Here is a 17,581-nt window from a genome sequence, read left to right as displayed (position 1 = left end):
CTAGCGAGGGGTACCGACAGTTCTGTGACCTGTCCTGCCCGGCGCCACGAGGCTCATCTGCACTGCTAGCCTTCGAACCCGGCATATCGGGACACCAGTTGGGGAGTTGCACGTGTCTGCAGGTGGCGGAACCAAGGCGATCATCGCCGCGCTCGTGGCGAACGCCGGCATCGCGGTCGCGAAATTCACCGGCTTCCTCATCACGGGGTCGTCCTCGATGCTCGCCGAGTCCGTGCACTCGCTCGCGGACACCTCGAACCAAGGTCTCCTGCTGCTCGGTCAGAAGACCTCGCAGCGCAAGGCGACCCGCACGCACCCGTTCGGCTTCGGGCGGGACCGGTACTTCTACTCGTTCATCGTCGCGCTGATGCTCTTCAGCCTCGGTTCGGTGTTCGCGCTGTACGAGGGCATCCACAAGATCAGCGAGCCGGAGGCGCTGACCTCGCCGTGGGTGGCGGTCGGCATCCTGGTGGTCGCGATCGGACTGGAGTGCTACTCCTTCTACACCGCGATCCAGGAGTCGAAGAAGATCAAGGGCGACGCGGGCTGGTGGGCGTTCATCCGCCAGGCCAAGACGCCCGAGCTGCCGGTGGTCCTGCTGGAGGACGCGGGCGCGCTCTTCGGCCTGGTGTTCGCGCTCGCCGGTGTCGGGCTGTCGGTCGTCACCGGGAATCCGGTGTGGGACGGCATCGGCACCGTGACGATCGGCCTGCTGCTCGGCGTCATCGCGATCATCCTGATCATCGAGATGAAGAGCCTGCTGATCGGCGAGGGCGCCTCCGAGCCCGACCTCGACACGATCGTGGACGAACTCGCCGCGGGCAAGGTCGAGCGGGTCATCCACATCCGCACCCTCTACATCGGCCCGGACGAGATGCTGGTGGCCGCGAAGCTCGCGCTGGTGCCCGGGCTGGAGACCGCCGATATCGCTCAAGCCATCGATGACGCCGAAGCGCGTGTGCGCGCGAAGGTGCCGACGGCGAAGCTGATCTACCTGGAGCCGGACCTGGACCGCTCGCTGGCCTGAGCCACTCCCGATGCCATGAACGGCCCGTTACTTGCAAAATTTGCAAGTAACGGGCCGTTCATGGCATGTGTGGGTGGTCGTGAATGGCGTTTCGGGTTACGGCCAAGGGCTGTTCTAGGTACCGACGGCGGCTGGGTCGGGACCGGCGGTCCGTGAAGGGCTCGGAACACTCGCACGAGGCCCCACCAGTCACAACGATGGCGAGTGAAGGCCCCCTTCACTCGGCTCAGCCGAGGAAACGCGACCTTCACACCTTCCCCAGTAGATGAAGGGGACCTTCCTTGCGCTAGGCGCAGGGTCCCGGGAAAGTCGCAGTGCTGCTCTTGGTAATTCGGGCTTGGCATCGCTGGTGCCTGAAAGGGTCGAGCGGGGAGGATTTCGGACGTTGAACGTCCGGATTCTTCCCCGCTCGGGGGGCTCCGCAACCGGTGTGCCCGCTGACGGTGAAGGAATGGGGACACTGAACGTCCCGATTCCTTCATCGTCAGCCTCACGCAGGCGGCGAATAGCCACCTGACCTGCAAGATCTCGACTTTGCCGGACGCTAGGCGCTAGGCGCAAGGAAGGGGACCTTCATGTACTGGCGACCAGAGCGCCGGAAAGCGTGGGCCTGGACCGAAGGCCCCGCGACTGCCTTCCGGAGCAACTGTCCGTACTCCGCCGATTACCGTCGCGACCTCCGCATACTTCGTTGCTCTCCCACCGCGCTCCCGTCAGTGCCGGGCGATAGGGTCCCTTGAACCGCAGTCAGGTGTAGGAGGTCAAGGGTGCCCGGAAACGGTCTGTGGCGTACGAAGTCCATCGAGCAGTCCATCGCGGACACCGACGAGCCTGGGACCAAGCTCAGGCGGAACCTGAGCGCGTGGGATCTGACCGTCTTCGGTGTCGCGGTCGTCATCGGGGCCGGGATCTTCACCCTCACCGCCCGCACGGCCGGTGACTTCGCGGGGCCGTCGGTCTCGCTCGCGTTCGTGTTCGCGGCCATCGCCTGCGCGCTGGCCGCCCTCTGTTACGCGGAATTCGCGTCGACCGTTCCGGTGGCCGGGAGCGCGTACACGTTCTCCTACGCCACGTTCGGCGAGTTCATGGCGTGGATCATCGGCTGGGACCTCATCCTGGAACTCGCGGTCGGCGCGGCCGCGGTGTCGAAGGGCTGGTCCGCCTACCTCGAAACCGTGCTCTCCTACATTTTCGGCAAGGGCACGAAGACGACGTTCGAGATCGGCCCCATCCCGGTCGACTGGGGTGCCTTGCTCGTGGTGCTCGTGCTGGCCACGCTGCTCGCGGTCGGCACGAAGCTGTCGTCGCGATTCTCGATGGTGATCACCGGCATCAAGGTCGCGGTGGTGCTGTTCGTGATCGTGCTCGGCATCTTCTACATCAAGGGTTCGAACTACACCCCGTTCGTCCCCGACGCCCAGCCCGCCGGGGAGTCGGCGGCGACCGGGGTCGACCAGTCGCTGTTCTCCTTGGTCGCCGGTGGTGGCAGCAGTGCGTTCGGCGTCTTCGGTCTGCTGGCCGCGGCGTCGCTGGTGTTCTTCGCGTTCATCGGGTTCGACATCGTCGCGACCACCGCCGAGGAGACCCGCAACCCGCAGAAGGCCGTGCCCCGGGGCATTTTCGGTTCGCTCGCCATCGTCACGGTGCTGTACGTCGCCGTGTCGCTCGTGGTCGTCGGTATGGTCAACTACAAGGATCTCGCCACTTCGGCGGGCGACGGCGGCAAGAAGACGCTCGCGTCCGCGTTCTCGGCCAACGGCGTCGACTGGGCGGCCAACATCATCTCCGTCGGTGCCCTCGCCGGTCTGACGACCGTCGTCATGGTGCTGATGCTCGGCCAGATCCGGATCATCTTCGCGATGTCGCGTGACGGCCTGATGCCGCGTGGGCTGGCGAAGACCGGGGAGAACGGCACGCCGAAGCGGGCGACCATCGTGGTCGGCTCGCTCGTCGCGGTCGCGGCGACGTTCTTCCCGGCGGACAAACTGGAAGAAATGGTCAACGTCGGCACGCTCTTCGCCTTCGTTCTCGTTTCCGCGGGCGTGCTGGTGCTGCGCAAGACCCGGCCCGATCTGCCCCGCGCCTTCCGGGTGCCGTGGGTCCCGGTGATCCCGATCCTGGCGATCATCGCCTGCGTCTGGCTGATGCTGAACCTGACCGTTCTCACCTGGCTGCGCTTCCTGGCGTGGATGGCGCTGGGCGTCGTCATCTACTTCGCCTACAGCCGCCGTAATTCGCTGCTCGGCAAGAAGAACAAGGGCGAGGTTCCGACGTCCGTTTCGGACTGATCATTCTCGTTTCGGCGGCCCACCATTCCTCTGTGGATGGTGGGCCGCTTTGTCGGGGGCCCCGGTTTCGGTGTGAAATCGGTGTGCGATAGCGTCCGGTCTCTTGCCTCACCCTGACGGGTGAACGGAGCTCGTGTAGAAGCACCGCGAGTTGACCTTCGTCCCTCAAAAGAGGCACCGCGCTTTGCTCGTTTGTCCCCCGATCGGTACAGGAGAGCTCTGAATGCAGATCATGTCCGGACGGCGCGTCCGCTCCGCCGTCACCGTCGTCGCACTGGCGACCGCCGCCCTGCTCGGCACCGCCGGCTCGGCGCTGGCCTGCCACTCCGACGACGACCGCGCCAAGCCGATCCCCGGCAACATCAGTAAATGCGAACAGGTCAAGGCAGGCGGCAAGGCCCTGTCCGACTCGGACTTCAAGTTCACCGGTGGCGCCGGTGAGAAGCGGCTCAACATCACCGGCCTCGGCGAAGGCGTCAAGGTGACCGCGATCGTCGTCCTCGGTGGTGACGACGGCTACAACGTCTACGAGCCGGGCAAGCGCAAGCTCGGCGACACCCCGCCGTGGACCGAGCTGCGCGCGCCGTTCAACCGCGACGGCAGCAAGGCGAACATCGACAAGTGGTACGCGTGCGGCGAGAAGACCAAGCCGACCGAGCAGCCGAAGCCGAGCGAGCCGACGAAGACCTCGACGGCCAAGCCGCCGACGACCGCTCCGACCACCACGGACAAGCCGTCCGAGACCTCGGCTCCGTCGAGCACCGCGGTTCCCGCCCCGAACGTCGGCGGTAACGGCGGCAACGGTGGCGGCCTCGCCGACACCGGTTTCGACAACGCCTGGCTGCTGTGGGCCGGTGGCCTGCTGGTACTGGCCGGTGCCGGTGTCCTGGTCCTGCTGCGTGTGCGCCGCAAGGCCGACTGAAGCTAGCTGATGCCTGAAGGCCCTCTTCCTCGTGAAGGGGGCCTTCAGCGCATCTGCGGGAAGTCCCCGAACAGCGATCCCTGCTCGCCCCAAGGGTTCGTGGGGCGGGGGCGGCCGAGTCCGGCGGCCATCGCGACGGCGTTGTCCCATTCGGCGTCGACGACGTAATCCGTGTGCTTGAGGACGCCCGGCGCCCAGCGGTGCCGCCCGGTCGGTCCGCGCATCGGGTCCGGCAGCCAGTGATCGCCGCCCAGCACCAGGACGCCCTGCTCGTCGGCCTCCGCGGCCAGCGGGCCCGTTCCGCCGCCCGGCAGATAGCCGTCGCCCAGCAGTTTCCCGGCCACCACGCGATGCCGCCACGTCGTGACGCCGCCGCCGAAGATGTCCGTGCCGCGGCACAGCGCCCGCCAGCGGCCGTCGAGATCCTTGTACAGGTCCGAGAGTTGCGCCTGCGGCAGCATCGCGGGGAAGGCCCGCTGGTAGCCCCATTGCAGTGGCGAGCCCGCGGTCAGCAGCCCGACGCGGTCGCGGTCCTCCGGCGGGAGGTCGGCGATCACCCGCGCCGCCGCGAGTACGGTCAGCAGACTGCCGAGGTTGTACCCGGACAGCACGACCCGCGTGCCCGGATCGGCCAGATGTTCCTTGACGCGGTCCGCGAGTTCCGGGACGACCTTGAGCGCGTAGCTCGGCGGAACGGTCGGATGGGCGGCACGCGGCCAGAAGCACACGAGATCTGCCAGCGCGCCGAGGTGACGGCTGCGTTTGGGTGTCGTCGCGGCGGCGAAAACGACCCGCAGCAGCCCCGCCGCCAGCGCGCCGAGCGCGAACACGCCGATCCCCGACAGCGTCGAGAACCAGCCGGGCAGCTGCCCGAAACCGAAGCGCAGCACCAGGAGAGCGCCGCCGCCCGCCGCCATCGCCAGCGCGACCACCAGCGCGAGATGGTGCAGATGCTTGCGTTCCCACGAGGCACGGGCCCAGACGCGGGCGGCCTCCTCTTCCTGCGCCTTGCCGATCTCCATCAGCGCGACGATCTTCGGGACGCCGCGCCGCAGCCGCCGCAGCGGGACGGCCACCGCGAAGCCCAGAATGCCGAGGACGACGGCGAGTGCCAGCCCGGCGCCCCACAGCACGGTCACCAGGACGTAGGTGTCGGGCAGCCGGAGATCGCTCGCGCCGACCAGTTGCCGCAGCGCGACCGCGAGTCCCGCGCCGAAGCCGCCGCCGAGCAGACCGGCGAGCGCGACGACCGGCGCCGCCGCCCAGCCGCCGAGCCAGGGCCGCAACCGGTGCGGCAGGTGTTTCCAAGTCGACCGGCCGAGCAGGGCGGACGGGATGAGCAGCAGCGCGAACAGCACGGTCACCACGACCATCGCCGCGCCCAGCGCCTCGACCGTCCCGTCCGCGCCGCCGAGCCCGCCGCCCGGAAGCCCGGCGGGCAGCGGCGTGCGGCGGACGACGGCGATCCCGACCAGTGCGACCGCCAGCGCGATCAGCCCGCCGCGGATCACCGGGCCCGCCGAGAAACCGACCGTCGACGCCACCAGCGCGGCAAGGACGAGAGCCAGCGCGCAGATCCAGACGACCAGGTCGAACGTCGTCGTCGGCAGCCGGAACGGCCCGCCGAGCAACGGAAGCGCGACACAGGTCAAGGCGGCGACGGTGTGCAGCGTGCGCAGGCCCGGCGTCCGCGGCATGTCCTGTGGTTGCAGCGGGGCCGGACTGTGGACGCGGTGCAACCTGTTCCGCGACCGCCAGTCCGACGACGGGATTCGGTCGAGCACGAAGATCAGCGCCAGCAGCGGCACCACTCCGATCGCCGTCCGCAGCGGCGCGAAATCCCGCAGGAACGAGGGCGCGCCCGCGAGACACGGTGAACTCGGTGCGAGGCATTGCGCGGCGAACAGATCGAGCGAGACCACCGCGAGCTGGCTGATCAGCAGCATCGTCAGCAGCAGCGAGGCCACTCGCAGGATCGCCCGGCACGCCGTGCCGAGCATCGCCGCGAACCGTTTGCCCTCCGGGACCGGCGGCAGCATCCAGTGCGCGACGTTCGCCAGTGAGAACGGGAACAGCAGCGCCCAAGTCGCCTTCGCCGCGCCACCGGAGGTCATCCCGCTCCACAGGTAGCCTTCGAGGATGCGCGGGATCGAACGACCGAGCGCGGGCAGCACCGGACCGGGAGCGGGTCGGCGCAGCCGGTCCGACGGCCGGATCAGCCTGCCGATCCCGTCGCCCGCGACGTCGACCACCGACGTCGAATCCAGCAGACTTTCACCGCTCGTGCCCACTAACCCGGGTACGCGTATTTCGACGACGCGGGTATCGGGACCCGGCATGACCACGGTGAAGGCCTCCAAACTGTTCAGTGGGCTTTGAGCCGACAACGGTACTGTTCTGTTGTCATCCAACCTTGGAGGAAGCGCGCATATGACCCCCGAAAGCGTTGCCAAGCGGCACGACACCCGCAACGGCATCGAGTTCGCCGTCGCCGATCTCGAGGCCGCCGAGTTCGGCCGCAAGGAGATCCGCCTCGCCGAGCACGAGATGCCGGGCCTGATGGCGCTGCGCCGTGAGTACGCCGAGGTGTATCCCCTGCGGGGAGCCCGGGTCTCGGGCTCGCTGCACATGACGGTACAGACCGCGGTCCTGATCGAGACCCTCGTCGCACTGGGTGCCGAGGTGCGCTGGGCCTCCTGCAACATCTTTTCCACACAGGACCACGCCGCCGCGGCTGTCGTCGTCGGCCCGCACGGCACCACCGAGGAGCCCAAGGGCGTGCCGGTGTTCGCCTGGAAGGGCGAGTCGCTGGAGGAGTACTGGTGGTGCACCGAGAAGATGCTCACCTGGGACGGCGAGGGTCCCAATATGATCCTCGACGACGGCGGCGACGCCACCATGCTGGTGCACAAGGGAACCGAGTTCGAGAAGGCGGGCGTCGTCCCCTCGCCGGACGAGAACACCTCGGACGAGTTCCGCGTGTTCCTTCAGCTGCTGAGCGCCTCTGTCGCGGCCGACACCGGCAAATGGACCAAGATCGGCGAAGGCATCCTCGGTGTCACCGAGGAGACCACCACCGGCGTGCTGCGGCTCTACCAGCTCGCCGCGGCCGGTGAGCTGCTGTTCCCGGCGATCAACGTGAACGACGCCGTGACCAAGTCGAAGTTCGACAACCGCTACGGCATCCGGCACTCGCTGATCGACGGCATCAACCGCGGCACCGACGTCCTCATCGGCGGCAAGGTCGCGGTCGTCTGCGGTTACGGCGACGTCGGCAAGGGCGCCGCGGAATCGCTGCGCGGTCAGGGCGCGCGGGTGATCGTCACCGAGATCGACCCGATCTGCGCGTTGCAGGCGGCGATGGACGGCTACCAGGTCAAGAAGCTGGAGAACGTCCTCGGCGAGGCCGACCTCATCATCACGACCACCGGCAACAAGGACGTCGTGCTCGTCGAGCACATGGCGCGCATGAAGCACCAGGCGATCCTCGGCAACATCGGCCACTTCGACAACGAGCTCGACATGGCGGGCCTCCAGCGCTACCCGGGCATCCGGCGGATCAACATCAAGCCGCAGGTCGACGAGTGGGTCTTCCCTGATGGCAAGAGCATCCTGGTGCTGTCCGAGGGGCGCCTGCTGAACCTGGGCAACGCGACCGGGCACCCATCGTTCGTGATGTCGAACAGCTTCTCCAACCAGGTGATCGCGCAGATCGAGCTGTTCACCAAGCACGAGGAGTACGACAAGGAGGTCTTCCGCCTCCCGAAGAAGCTCGACGAGAAGGTCGCGAAGATCCACCTCGACGCGCTCGGTGGTGAGCTCACGAAGCTGACCAAGGACCAGGCGGAGTACATCGACGTGGACGTCGAAGGTCCCTTCAAGACGGACCACTACCGGTACTGACGTACCGGCCAAGCCCTCGCGGGACCCGCGTGAAGGCCCCCTTCCCTCGACTCAGCCGAGGGAAGGAGGCCTTCACGCGCACGGGGCCACCGCAAGTAGAGGACTAATTGCGTGGCGCTAGCGCCACTCGACCTCGATGCCGGCCAGTCCCGGCCCGGCGTCGCTGAAGAAACCACTGGTGACGCCGCCCATGTCGAGCGGCAGCTCTTCGGACTCGACGGGAACGGCGTCGTCGCGTGTCCGGAACTGCCGCGTGCAGCGGGCGGGCAGCGCGCCGAGCGCGAACTTCAGTTGCACCAGGTAGCTCGAACACTGGTCCCGCAGCATCCGGAAGTACCCGGGCGACGCGGTGCCGGAGTCGTCGCGGACCTCGAAGCAGAACACGTGGATCTCGCCCTCGGCGAGTTTCCGGTCGAAGAGCAGTTCGGTCGCCATCGTCTCGGCATCGGCGTTGCGCCGGATCCGGCCGACGCGGCAGCCCTCGGCGGTGATCAGCTCGACGTCGGCGATATTGCAGCCGGGATCCCCGTTGTAGACCGTGACGTACCGGTCCGGGCCGTGGCGCCGCGCCCGGCACACCAGCCGGGTCTGCAGGCCGACCTGCCGGTGCGCGGCGTCGAAGGTGATCGTGTCGTGCACCGAGAGCATCTCGAGGTCGGCGTTGTAGCGGTTGGACGACGGGTACGCGCCGAGTTCGGCCAGCAGCTGGTCGACGATCGAGCCCATGTCACCGGACCGGATGTCGTGGAACGACGCGGCCATCTGGTGTCCGCGTGCCCGCGTCGTCCGCGGCCCGATCAGCACGACGAGCGCGTCCGCGGGCAGTTGCAGTACCGATTCCAGCGCGCGGACCGCCGGGAGCGCCTTGGGTACCTCCGGCTGGCGTAATCCGCGCTGCCAGTAGCTCAACGTCGACTGTCCGATTTGGACGCCGCGGAGCCCGAGATGCGCGCGGAGCCGGGCGAGGGAGAGGCCGCGATAGGCGATCGCCTGCCGGAGCGCGTGGTGGAATTCGCCGCTGCGCAGAGCCTCGACCAGCTCCTTGGGCAGGGCTTCGAGCGGTTGACGGCGCGTGCCGTCGATGATCGTCGGGGTGTCCACGTCCGAGGCAAGCCTTCCCGCCGAGGACGAATCAGCTCCGTTCGAGGCACGCTCTCCCGCCGAGAACGCATCGACACCGTCTCGTGTCACCGCTCGTCCCTTCACCAGACCAGTGTGTGCGCTGAGCGTGAACACCGCGGAACGTTCACGTTAGCAGCGCACTGTGAACACTACGTCCCCCGTTCGGGGTGGTTGACCCCGGAAGAGTGACCGTTCCGGGGTGTGGAAACGCCCCGGAACGGTCCGTTCCGCCGAGTGCCCATCTTGCTCTGTGTGAGCCTGCTGTTCACCGTTGTGACCACATTGGTTCGCCATGGTGACCAGGAGGCCCGTTGTGCCTGTGTTCTCGAGGAGGGTTTGCGCCGCCGGCGCCGCGAGTGTCGCGGCGTGGCTGGCTATCCAGACCCCGGCGAGCGCGGTGCCCTCGCCGTCCGACCGGCAGAACCCCATCGCCATGCAGGTGCAGGAAAAGTCCCAGTGGTGCTGGGTGGCTTCCGGCACCACCATCGCGGCACGCCACGGCGTGACCATCGCCCAGAACGAATTCTGCCGGATCGCTCACGACGAGCGTCGCCGGGAGTGCGCCGACCGCCCGGGGACGCTGGGCGACGTCCGGCACGCCTTCGGCAAGCTCGGTTTCTCGGACCCGGGGAAGTACGTCAAGGGGCGCATCGGGTACGCCGCCGTCCGGGAGCAGACCGGTTCCGGCCGTCCCGTGCAGACGCGGGTCGGCTGGGCCTCTGGCGGCGGGCACACGCACGTGCTCTACGGCTCCGACCTCGGCCGGAAGTGGGTCTCGTGGGGGGATCCACTGCCCACCGGCAGTCGCTACAACTGGTCGACCTACGACTTCTACGCGGACAACAAGTCCTTCACCTGGACCCATACGCTCACCGGGATCCGGCGATGAGCGCGCGGCGGTTCCTCGGGCTCGCCGGGCTGGTCGCGGTCGCACTGCTGCTGTCGGCGCCCGGAGCGCACGCGGACCAACTGTCGGGTGAAGATCTCGCGGCCGCGAAGGCGGCTGCCGACGACCCCACGCTGCGTGCCGAGATCGGCCGCTTCTTCACTCAGACGGGTGGTTCGAGTCACGCGCCGTCGGTGAGTGTCGTCGACGAATCCTTCCCGGTTTACGAGCTTTCGAGGGATTTCGTCGCCGGTGACGGCGCGGTCGCCGGGCAACTCGCCTACGTCGCCGTCCCGGTGACGGCGTCCGACGGGCAGACCGCCACCGTCTGGTCGGTCCGCGGCGACGACGGCTCCTGGCGGGTCGGCAACATCGCCTCGGGTGACCGGGAAAGCGCGCTGGCCCGGAGGCTGCCCGCCGGTGCGACGCTGCTCCACGAACCCCAGGTCGACGCCTGGTACGCGCTGCGCGACGGCAAGGTGACCTTGCTCGACTCAGGCGTTAGCGGTTACGCGGCCGGTGCTTCGGCCACCCTCGCGGAGTACCAGAAGACGGTCTCCGGCCGGTACGGCGCGATCCTCGCGGGCTCGCCGTACGCCCAAGAGGGCAAGGCGGGCGGCTACAACGCCCAAGTGATGCCTCGCGGCGACGGCGGCCCCGCGCCCGACGCGCAGGACACCGGCTTCGTCCCGCTACTGATCTGCGGCGGCTTGCTCCTCATCGGTATCGCCGGCTTCTTCCTGCACTCGAAGCGGCGCATCCCCTAGCGGACCGGTGGGCCGGACGTGAGCTGACCCGTCTGGCCCGCCGGTCGACCACTACCTCTTATCCATCCATGCCCCCGCCACCGCCCTCAACGGAACCGCTTCGCGGTGCTGCCCATATCCTGTGCACGTGGGACGACTCGTGGTGATCGAAGGTCTGGACGGCGCCGGCAAGCGCACGCTCGCCGACGCGCTGACCGGTGCGCTGAACGCGGCCGGAGCGAGCGTCACGTCCATCGCGTTCCCGCGCTACGGCGAAAGCGTGCACGCCGACCTCGTGAAGGAAGCGCTGCACCGCGGGCACGGCGACCTCGCCGACTCGGTGTACGGCATGGCGATGCTTTACGCGCTCGACCGCCGGGGCGCGGCCGACGAGATCCGCGCCCGTCTCGCCGATCACGACGTCGTGCTGCTCGATCGGTACGTCGCGTCGAACGCGGCGTACGGCGCCGCCCGGCTCCACCAGGGCGCGGACGGCGAGTTCGTGCGGTGGTTGCGGGAACTGGAGATCGACCGCTTCGGCCTGCCGGTGCCGGTCGCGCATCTGCTGTTGCGGGTCACCACCGACGTGGCCGCCGAACGCGCGCAGCGCCGGGCGGAGAGCGACGCCGACCGCGCCCGCGATTCCTTCGAGACCGACGACGCGCTCCAGAAGCGATGCTCCGTGGTTTACGACGAACTCGCCGCGACAGGCTGGCTCGCGCCTTGGCACGTCCTCGACGGCGCCGCCGGTGTCGACACCCCTGCTCTGGCTACCGAACTCCTCCGCAACTAGTCACCTACTTGCGATGTTTCGCGAGCGTGAGGATCGCAACTAGGTGCCGAGTTGCGTGAGTAGCCAGGTGTGGAACTCGCCGATGTGGTGCTCGGACGGCATCAGCACCCCACCGCCGCGGTAGGCGCGGGACGCCATGGCGGGCTGGCAGCGTTCACACGCGTCGAAGTCCTGCTCGTTGACGCGGTGGAACAACTCCACCGACCGCGAAACGTCCCGGCCTGACGCCATGACCTCCTTCGAGTACAGCCAGTCGCATTCGACGACCGTCCGGTCCGGGGCGAGCGGGTACATCCGGTGGAAGATCACGTGGTCCGGCACCAGGTTCACGAACACCTGCGGCCGGATGGTGATCGCGTAGTACCGCCTGTCCTGTTCGCTCACGACACCGTCGAGCCGCTCGAAGCCCGAACCGCCGTCGATGGTGAACCCGTCGACGTCCTCGCCGAATTCGGCGCCGTGCCCGACGTAGTACTGCGCCGCGTACCCGTCGGCGAACTCCGGCAGCACCTCGGTCAGTTCCGGGTGGATCGTCGCGCAGTGGTAGCACTCCATGAAGTTCTCGACGATCAGTTTCCAGTTCGCCTTGACGTCGTAGGTGATCCGCCGCCCGACCGAAAGCCCGTCCAGCCCGTAGCGCTCGATCGATTCCAGGTCGCCCAGCCGCTCCCGCACCGCGCCTTCGACGTCGGCCTCGAACGATGGCGGATCCGCGGCGAGGCAGATCCACGCGTAACCCAGCCATTCCCGCAGGTGCACCGTATGCAGCCCGTACTCGGCGCGGGAGATGTCCGGCAGGTTCGCCAGATTCGGCGCCGCGATCAGTTTTCCGTCGAGGCCGTACGTCCACGCGTGGTACGGGCACTGGAACGCGCGTTTCACCGTGCCCGTCTCTTCCGTGCACAGCCGGGCCCCGCGATGGCGGCAGACGTTGAGGAACGCCCGCAGCCCGCCGTCCCGGCCCCGGCTGACGATGACACTCTCCCGTCCTATGTGGATGGTCCGGAAGTCACCAGCCGACGGAAGGTCCGCCGAACGCACCGCGCAGAACCAGCCGCGCTCGAAGATCTTTTCCTGCTCCGCCGCGAAGATCTCGGAATCGGTGTAGTAGCCGCCGCCCAGTGTCGGGATGAGACTCGTCATCTCGGGACTCCGGCGAACCGGGCGGGATCGAACAGGGCGATCGGCTGATCGGTGGCGCCGTCGACCACCAGGTCCGCGAGCAACTCGCCGACCACCGGCACGAATTTGAAGCCGTGCCCGGAGAACCCGCAGGCGACCACCACGCGGTCGTGGGTGGGATGGCGGGAGATGACGAAATGCTCGTCGGGGGTGTTCGTGTACATGCAGGTCGCCGCGCGCCGGAACTCGCCGGGCAGCGATGGCATCTTCCGCCCGACGAACTCCGAGATCTCGTCGACCTCTTCGGCGTGCACCGTCCGGTCGATGGTCTCCGGCGTGCACGTCCGACCGCCGCGGAAGAACGCGACCTTCACGCTCCCGGCGTCGTCGTGCGAGGGGAAACCATAGAACTGGCGGCCTTCCTGGCCCTCCCAGACGTAGATCGGATGCCGTTCCGCGCGGAACGGCTCCGCCCCGCCCGAGGGCGAGAACCAGTACTGGACCTGGCGTTCGATGGTGAAGTCGATCCCGAGTTCGGTGAGCAGCCGCGGCGCCCAGGCGCCCGGGCAGATCACCAGTTGTTCGGCCGTGTAGAAGTTCTGCGACGTCCCGACCCGGACACCGGTGGACGTCTGTTGCCACGAAAGGACTTTCTCCTCGTGACGCAATTCCGCTCCGGCCCGCGCGGCGAGTTGGAGATGCGCCGCCACACTGCTTTCCGGCACCACGAACCCGGCGTTCTCCTCGTACAGTGCGATCTCGCCGTCGGTGGGGTTCATCGTCGGGAACCGGCGCCGGACTTCGGGCGCGTCCCAGATCGCGTGCGGCAGATCCCATCGCCGGGCGCTGGCGAGGCTTCCCGACACCGTCCGCGAATCCGGGCCGCCGAGCATGATCCCGCCGCAGCGGGTGAAGATCTTCCGGCCGGAGTCGCGTTCGATCCCGTCCCACAGTTCGTGCGCTCGCAGCAACAGCGGGACATACGCGGGATCCTCGAAGTACGCCTGCCGCGTGATCCGCGAGCCGCCGTGACTGGACCCGAGGTTGTGCACCGGCGCGAACTGGTCGATGCCCAGCACGCGCTGTCCTCGCCGGGCGAGCCGGTACGCGGCCGCGCTGCCCATGCCGCCGAGGCCGATGACGATGACGTCGTAATGGCTCATGCGGCACTCCTGATCCGGGTCATACCGGCGTCGAACAGCGGTTCGTCCGCCACGACGGCGGGGATCCGCTCGCCGAAGTACTCGATCTCCAGCGGCCTGCCCGGCACCGACAATTCCGCCGGAAGCCAGGCGTACGCGATGTTCTTGCCGACCGTGTACCCGTAGGCGGCGCTGGTGACGTATCCGGCCGGGCGGCCGTCGGCGTACACCGGTTCCTTGCCGAGTACGACGGAATACGGATCGTCGACGGTGAGGCAGGTCAGTTTCCTGGTGACCGTTTCCGCCGATCGGCAGGCCAGCGCGTCCCGCCCGATGAAATAACCCTTGTCCATCCGGACGGCGAATCCGAGCCCAGCCTCGTACGGGTCGTGCTCGGCGGTGACGTCCGTGCCCCACAGGCGGTAGCCCTTCTCCAGCCGCATGCTGGAGAACGCGTCCCGTCCGGCGGCGATGATCCCGTGCGCCTGCCCGGCTTCCCAGAGCGTGTCCCACAGTTCGCGGCCGAGGTCGGCGCTCGTGTACAGCTCCCAGCCGAGTTCGCCCACATAGGACAGTCGCATCGCGGTCACCGGTACTTGGCCGACGTACGCCTGTCTCGTCTTGAAGTAGCCCATCGCCTTGTGCGAGAAGTCCGTTGTGGACAGTGGTTGCAGGACGGCCCTGGCGAGCGGCCCCCACAGGCCGATGCAGCAGGTTCCCGGCGTGGTCTCGTGGATCTGCGCGGCGCCGTCACCGGGCAGGTGCCGCCGGAGCCAGTCGACGTCGATGTTGCCGTTGACGCCCACCTGGAACCGCTCGGCGCTGATCCGGGCGACGGTCAGGTCGCTGCGCACGCCGCCGTCCTCGCCGAGCAACAGCGTGTAGGTGACCGAACCCGGCTTCTTGTCGAGCTGGTTCGTGGTCATCGTCTGCAAGAACGGCAACGCCCCGGGGCCGGTGACCTCGACGCGTTTCAGCGACGTCATATCGAACATCGCGACCCGCCGCCGCGCCACCAATGCCTCGGCGCCGCCGATCGGGGACCAGTAACGCGCGGCCCAGTCGTTGCGCGCCGGGACGCTCTCCACTTCGGGCAGATTCCCGTTCGCCTCGTACCAGTGCGGCCGCTCCCAGCCGCCCGCTTCGAGGAAGAACGCACCGAGCCCGGCCTGCCGCTCGTAGAACGGGCTCGTCCGCAGCGGACGCGGTTCCTCCATGGGCTGCAAGGGATGGACGACGTCGTAGACCTCGGCGAAGCTCTGGCAACTGCGTGCCAGTACGTAGTCCGGGGCCAGCTGGACCGGCTCGAACCGGGCGAGGTCGCAGCCGTGCAGGTCCGCGCCGGGCTGCCCGTCGACCAGCCAGCGCGCCATCGCCCGTGCGACACCGGCCGAATGCGTGATCCAGACGGCTTCAGCGACCCAGAACCCGTCGAGCCCGGGGTGCTCGCCCAGCAGCGGCATCCCGTCCGGAGTGAACGAGAACAGGCCGTTGATGCCCTCTTCGACCTTGGTGTCGCCCAGTGACGGCAGCAGGTCGACGGCGGCGGCCCAGGACTCCTCGAAGTCCGCGGGCGTGAACGCGAGTTCCGACGGCATGCCCTCACCGGCGCCGATCTCCTTGGCGGGCAACGGCATCGGCCGGTGCCCGTACGCGCCGATGCCGATCCTGTCGCCGTGCTCACGGAAGTAGAGGTCGGCGTCCTGGTGCCGCAGGATCGGCCGGGTCGCGCCGCCGAGCCCTGGCAGGGGAGTAGTCCGCGCGTACTGGTGCGCCATCGGGACCAGCGGGATCGCGAGGTCTACCAACTCGCCGAGCAGCGGCCCCCACATCCCGGCGCACGAGAGCACGATGTCCGCGCGGAAGCTCCCGGTCTCGGTGGTGACGCCGGTGACCCGGCCGCCCGCGCTTTCGACGCCGACGACCTTCTGCCGCGCGAGGAACTTCGCGCCACGCCCGATCGCGCGGCGGGCCTGCGCCTCGGCCGCCCGCAGCGGTTCGGCCAGGCCGTCCGAAGGGATGTGGAACCCGCCGAGCACCTTGGCCTGATTGAGAAGCGGATGCAGCGCGGCGCATTCGCCCGGCTCGATCAGCCTGCTTTCGACGCCCGACGCGGTCGCCCAGCCGTGCCGCCGCTTGAGATCGGCGAGCCGTTCCGGCGTCGTGGCCACCTCCAGCCCGCCGACCGGCCGGAAACACGGCCGCCCGTCGAGGTCGAGCGCGCTGTACTTGGCGACGGTGTACTGGGCGAATCCGGTCATCGTGCGGCAGCCGTTGGTCTGGAAGACCAGACCGGGGGCGTGCGAACTGGACCCGCCGGTGGTGAACAGGTCGCCCTGCTCCAGCACGGTGAGATCGGTCCAGCCGCGTTCGGTCAGTTCGTCGGCGATCGCGCAGCCGACGATGCCGGCGCCGATCACGACCACGCGGGGTCTGGGGGCCATGGTGAGGGGAACCTCCTGCCTGCCCAGGGTGTCCACAATGGACACGCGGGCATCGGGGTGACAGGCGCTGTTGCGTACGGTGCACGGTGTTCCGTCTTCAGCAACAAAGTGCGGCACGTGCGGGCGCGCTGTCAAGAGCCCGAAACGGTCGCCCTCTTCAACCCTCGCGCTATCCCCGCAATTAGTCACCTAATTGCGACGGTCGAGGGGGCGTGCAGCGCACGACGGTGTCGCAATTAGGTGACTAATTGCCGAGGCCGCGCGGTCACATCACTCAGCGAAGTACCCCAGCTGAGCCGAGAGATCCGCGGAAGCCTCCGCCAGCGGCCGCACGATCTGCCGCACCCGCTGCTTCGAAAGCCGGTACGACGGACCGGAAGCGCTCATCGCCGCGACGACATCGCCGCCGGGGCCGAGCACCGGCACCGCGACCGCGTGCATCCCCAGCTCCAGCTCCTCGAAACAGGCCGCGTACCCGTCCTCGGCGACGCGTTCCAGTTCCGCGGTCAGCTCGTCGGGGTCGATCATGGTCCGCGGCGTGAACTGTTCGAGTTTCCGCCGGAGCAAGCGTTTGCGCTCGACATCGCCCATGTACGCGAGAAGCACCTTCCCACTGGAGGTCGCGTGCAGCGGGGTGCGCTGGCCGGTCCAGTTCTGCGTGCTGATCGCGGCCGAGCCGCGGGCCTGGCTGATGTTGATCGCGACCCCGTCGTCGGCGATCGCGATGTTGACCGTCTCGCCGAGTGCCTCGGCCAGGCCCTGGCATGTCTGCCTGCCCAGTTTCGCCAGGTCCATGCGGCCGGTGGCGGCGCCGGCGAGCCGGACCACGCCGAAGCCGATCGCGTACTTCCCCCGATCGCCGAGCTGCTCGACGAGGCCGCGGTTCTCCAGGACGCTCAGCAGGCGGGAGGCCGTCGACTTGTGCACGCCGAGTTCGCCCGCGATCTCGGTGATCCCCGTTTCCCCGTTGCGCGCCAGCAGTTCCAGCACACTGATCGCGCGGTCGACCGACTGCACCTGACTGGGCGTTGCGTTCCCCGCGTCCTGGTTCCGCATGACGCAACAGTAGCCGTTTCGCTCGGATCCGCTCGGCTGAGTGGGCGAATCCCTTGACGTACCGGCCCCTCGGGAGCGATTGTTGCGCAGAGCACGTCATGTCTCGTAATACGCAACATCAACAAACCGT

The 17,581-nt window shown here is 68.3% G+C and carries 13 protein-coding genes; 7 read left to right on the top strand and 6 right to left on the bottom strand.

Annotation, left to right across the window (positions count from 1 at the left end):
* Positions 1-112: 112 nt before the first annotated feature.
* The 3 genes from ACLARN_RS06910 (at position 113) to ACLARN_RS06900 (ending at position 4,237) form a co-directional block, all read left to right on the top strand.
* Positions 113-1,027, top strand: coding sequence for a cation diffusion facilitator family transporter (locus ACLARN_RS06910; RefSeq protein WP_409490455.1), 915 nt, complete (start codon positions 113-115; stop codon positions 1,025-1,027).
* A 767-nt stretch (positions 1,028-1,794) separates the two neighbouring features.
* On the top strand, positions 1,795-3,315 hold the full coding sequence (locus ACLARN_RS06905) for an amino acid permease (protein WP_409490454.1): 1,521 nt from the start codon (positions 1,795-1,797) through the stop codon (positions 3,313-3,315).
* Positions 3,316-3,538: 223 nt separating this feature from the next.
* Positions 3,539-4,237 carry an LPXTG cell wall anchor domain-containing protein gene (locus tag ACLARN_RS06900; RefSeq protein ID WP_409490453.1) on the top strand — a complete coding sequence of 233 codons (699 nt, stop codon included), beginning with the start codon at positions 3,539-3,541 and terminating at the stop codon, positions 4,235-4,237.
* Between the two features lie 44 nt (positions 4,238-4,281).
* Here ACLARN_RS06900 and ACLARN_RS06895 read toward each other — a convergent pair whose 3' ends face one another.
* Positions 4,282-6,576 carry a hypothetical protein gene (locus tag ACLARN_RS06895; protein ID WP_409490452.1) on the bottom strand — a complete coding sequence of 765 codons (2,295 nt, stop codon included), beginning with the start codon at positions 6,574-6,576 and terminating at the stop codon, positions 4,282-4,284.
* A gap of 91 nt (positions 6,577-6,667) precedes the next feature.
* Here ACLARN_RS06895 and ahcY point away from each other — a divergent pair, with 91 nt between their 5' ends.
* On the top strand, positions 6,668-8,140 hold the full coding sequence (gene ahcY / locus ACLARN_RS06890) for an adenosylhomocysteinase (RefSeq protein WP_409490451.1): 1,473 nt from the start codon (positions 6,668-6,670) through the stop codon (positions 8,138-8,140).
* Between the two features lie 117 nt (positions 8,141-8,257).
* On the opposite strand, the gene ACLARN_RS06885 is transcribed toward ahcY, so the two are convergent.
* Complete coding sequence (locus ACLARN_RS06885) at positions 8,258-9,241, bottom strand: hypothetical protein (RefSeq protein WP_409490721.1); 984 nt, start codon at positions 9,239-9,241, stop codon at positions 8,258-8,260.
* Between the two features lie 340 nt (positions 9,242-9,581).
* On the opposite strand from ACLARN_RS06885, the gene ACLARN_RS06880 reads away from it, so the two are divergent.
* The 3 genes from ACLARN_RS06880 to ACLARN_RS06870 all read left to right on the top strand — a co-directional run bounded on the left by ACLARN_RS06880 (position 9,582) and on the right by ACLARN_RS06870 (position 11,687).
* A complete protein-coding gene (locus tag ACLARN_RS06880) occupies positions 9,582-10,151 on the top strand; it encodes a papain-like cysteine protease family protein (RefSeq protein ID WP_409490720.1) in 570 nt (189 codons plus the stop codon).
* Positions 10,148-10,915: a hypothetical protein gene (locus tag ACLARN_RS06875; RefSeq protein WP_409490450.1), complete on the top strand. Its 768-nt coding sequence runs from the start codon at positions 10,148-10,150 to the stop codon at positions 10,913-10,915. Before ACLARN_RS06880 ends, ACLARN_RS06875 begins: the two co-directional genes overlap by 4 nt.
* Positions 10,916-11,054: 139 nt before the next feature.
* Positions 11,055-11,687 (top strand): dTMP kinase, encoded by a 633-nt coding sequence (locus tag ACLARN_RS06870; RefSeq protein ID WP_409490719.1) that lies wholly within the window; start codon positions 11,055-11,057, stop codon positions 11,685-11,687.
* Positions 11,688-11,726: 39 nt separating this feature from the next.
* On the opposite strand, the gene ACLARN_RS06865 is transcribed toward ACLARN_RS06870, so the two are convergent.
* The 4 genes from ACLARN_RS06865 to ACLARN_RS06850 all read right to left on the bottom strand — a co-directional run bounded on the left by ACLARN_RS06865 (position 11,727) and on the right by ACLARN_RS06850 (position 17,451).
* Positions 11,727-12,830, bottom strand: coding sequence for an aromatic ring-hydroxylating oxygenase subunit alpha (locus ACLARN_RS06865; protein WP_409490449.1), 1,104 nt, complete (start codon positions 12,828-12,830; stop codon positions 11,727-11,729).
* On the bottom strand, positions 12,827-13,972 hold the full coding sequence (gene solA, locus ACLARN_RS06860) for an N-methyl-L-tryptophan oxidase (protein WP_409490448.1): 1,146 nt from the start codon (positions 13,970-13,972) through the stop codon (positions 12,827-12,829). Before solA ends, ACLARN_RS06865 begins: the two co-directional genes overlap by 4 nt.
* Complete coding sequence (locus tag ACLARN_RS06855) at positions 13,969-16,395, bottom strand: FAD-dependent oxidoreductase (RefSeq protein ID WP_409490447.1); 2,427 nt, start codon at positions 16,393-16,395, stop codon at positions 13,969-13,971. The genes solA and ACLARN_RS06855 overlap by 4 nt, the downstream gene beginning before the upstream one ends.
* 270 nt (positions 16,396-16,665) lie before the next feature.
* A complete protein-coding gene (locus ACLARN_RS06850; RefSeq protein ID WP_409490446.1) occupies positions 16,666-17,451 on the bottom strand; it encodes an IclR family transcriptional regulator in 786 nt (261 codons plus the stop codon).
* Positions 17,452-17,581: the final 130 nt, after the last annotated feature.

It is taken from the genome of Amycolatopsis sp. cmx-11-12 (genome assembly GCF_046269425.1).
Lineage (GTDB): Bacteria > Actinomycetota > Actinomycetes > Mycobacteriales > Pseudonocardiaceae > Amycolatopsis.
This window is presented reverse-complemented; position numbering and strand designations above follow the sequence as displayed.

Coding starts and splice junctions, on each gene's coding strand:
- ACLARN_RS06900 (WP_409490453.1), top strand. CDS start 3,539: ATGCAGATCATGTCCGGACGGCGCGTCCGCTCCGCCGTCACCGTCGTC.
- ACLARN_RS06895 (WP_409490452.1), bottom strand. CDS start 6,576: ATGCCGGGTCCCGATACCCGCGTCGTCGAAATACGCGTACCCGGGTTA.
- ahcY (WP_409490451.1), top strand. CDS start 6,668: ATGACCCCCGAAAGCGTTGCCAAGCGGCACGACACCCGCAACGGCATC.
- ACLARN_RS06875 (WP_409490450.1), top strand. CDS start 10,148: ATGAGCGCGCGGCGGTTCCTCGGGCTCGCCGGGCTGGTCGCGGTCGCA.
- ACLARN_RS06865 (WP_409490449.1), bottom strand. CDS start 12,830: ATGACGAGTCTCATCCCGACACTGGGCGGCGGCTACTACACCGATTCC.
- solA (WP_409490448.1), bottom strand. CDS start 13,972: ATGAGCCATTACGACGTCATCGTCATCGGCCTCGGCGGCATGGGCAGC.
- ACLARN_RS06855 (WP_409490447.1), bottom strand. CDS start 16,395: ATGGCCCCCAGACCCCGCGTGGTCGTGATCGGCGCCGGCATCGTCGGC.
- ACLARN_RS06850 (WP_409490446.1), bottom strand. CDS start 17,451: ATGCGGAACCAGGACGCGGGGAACGCAACGCCCAGTCAGGTGCAGTCG.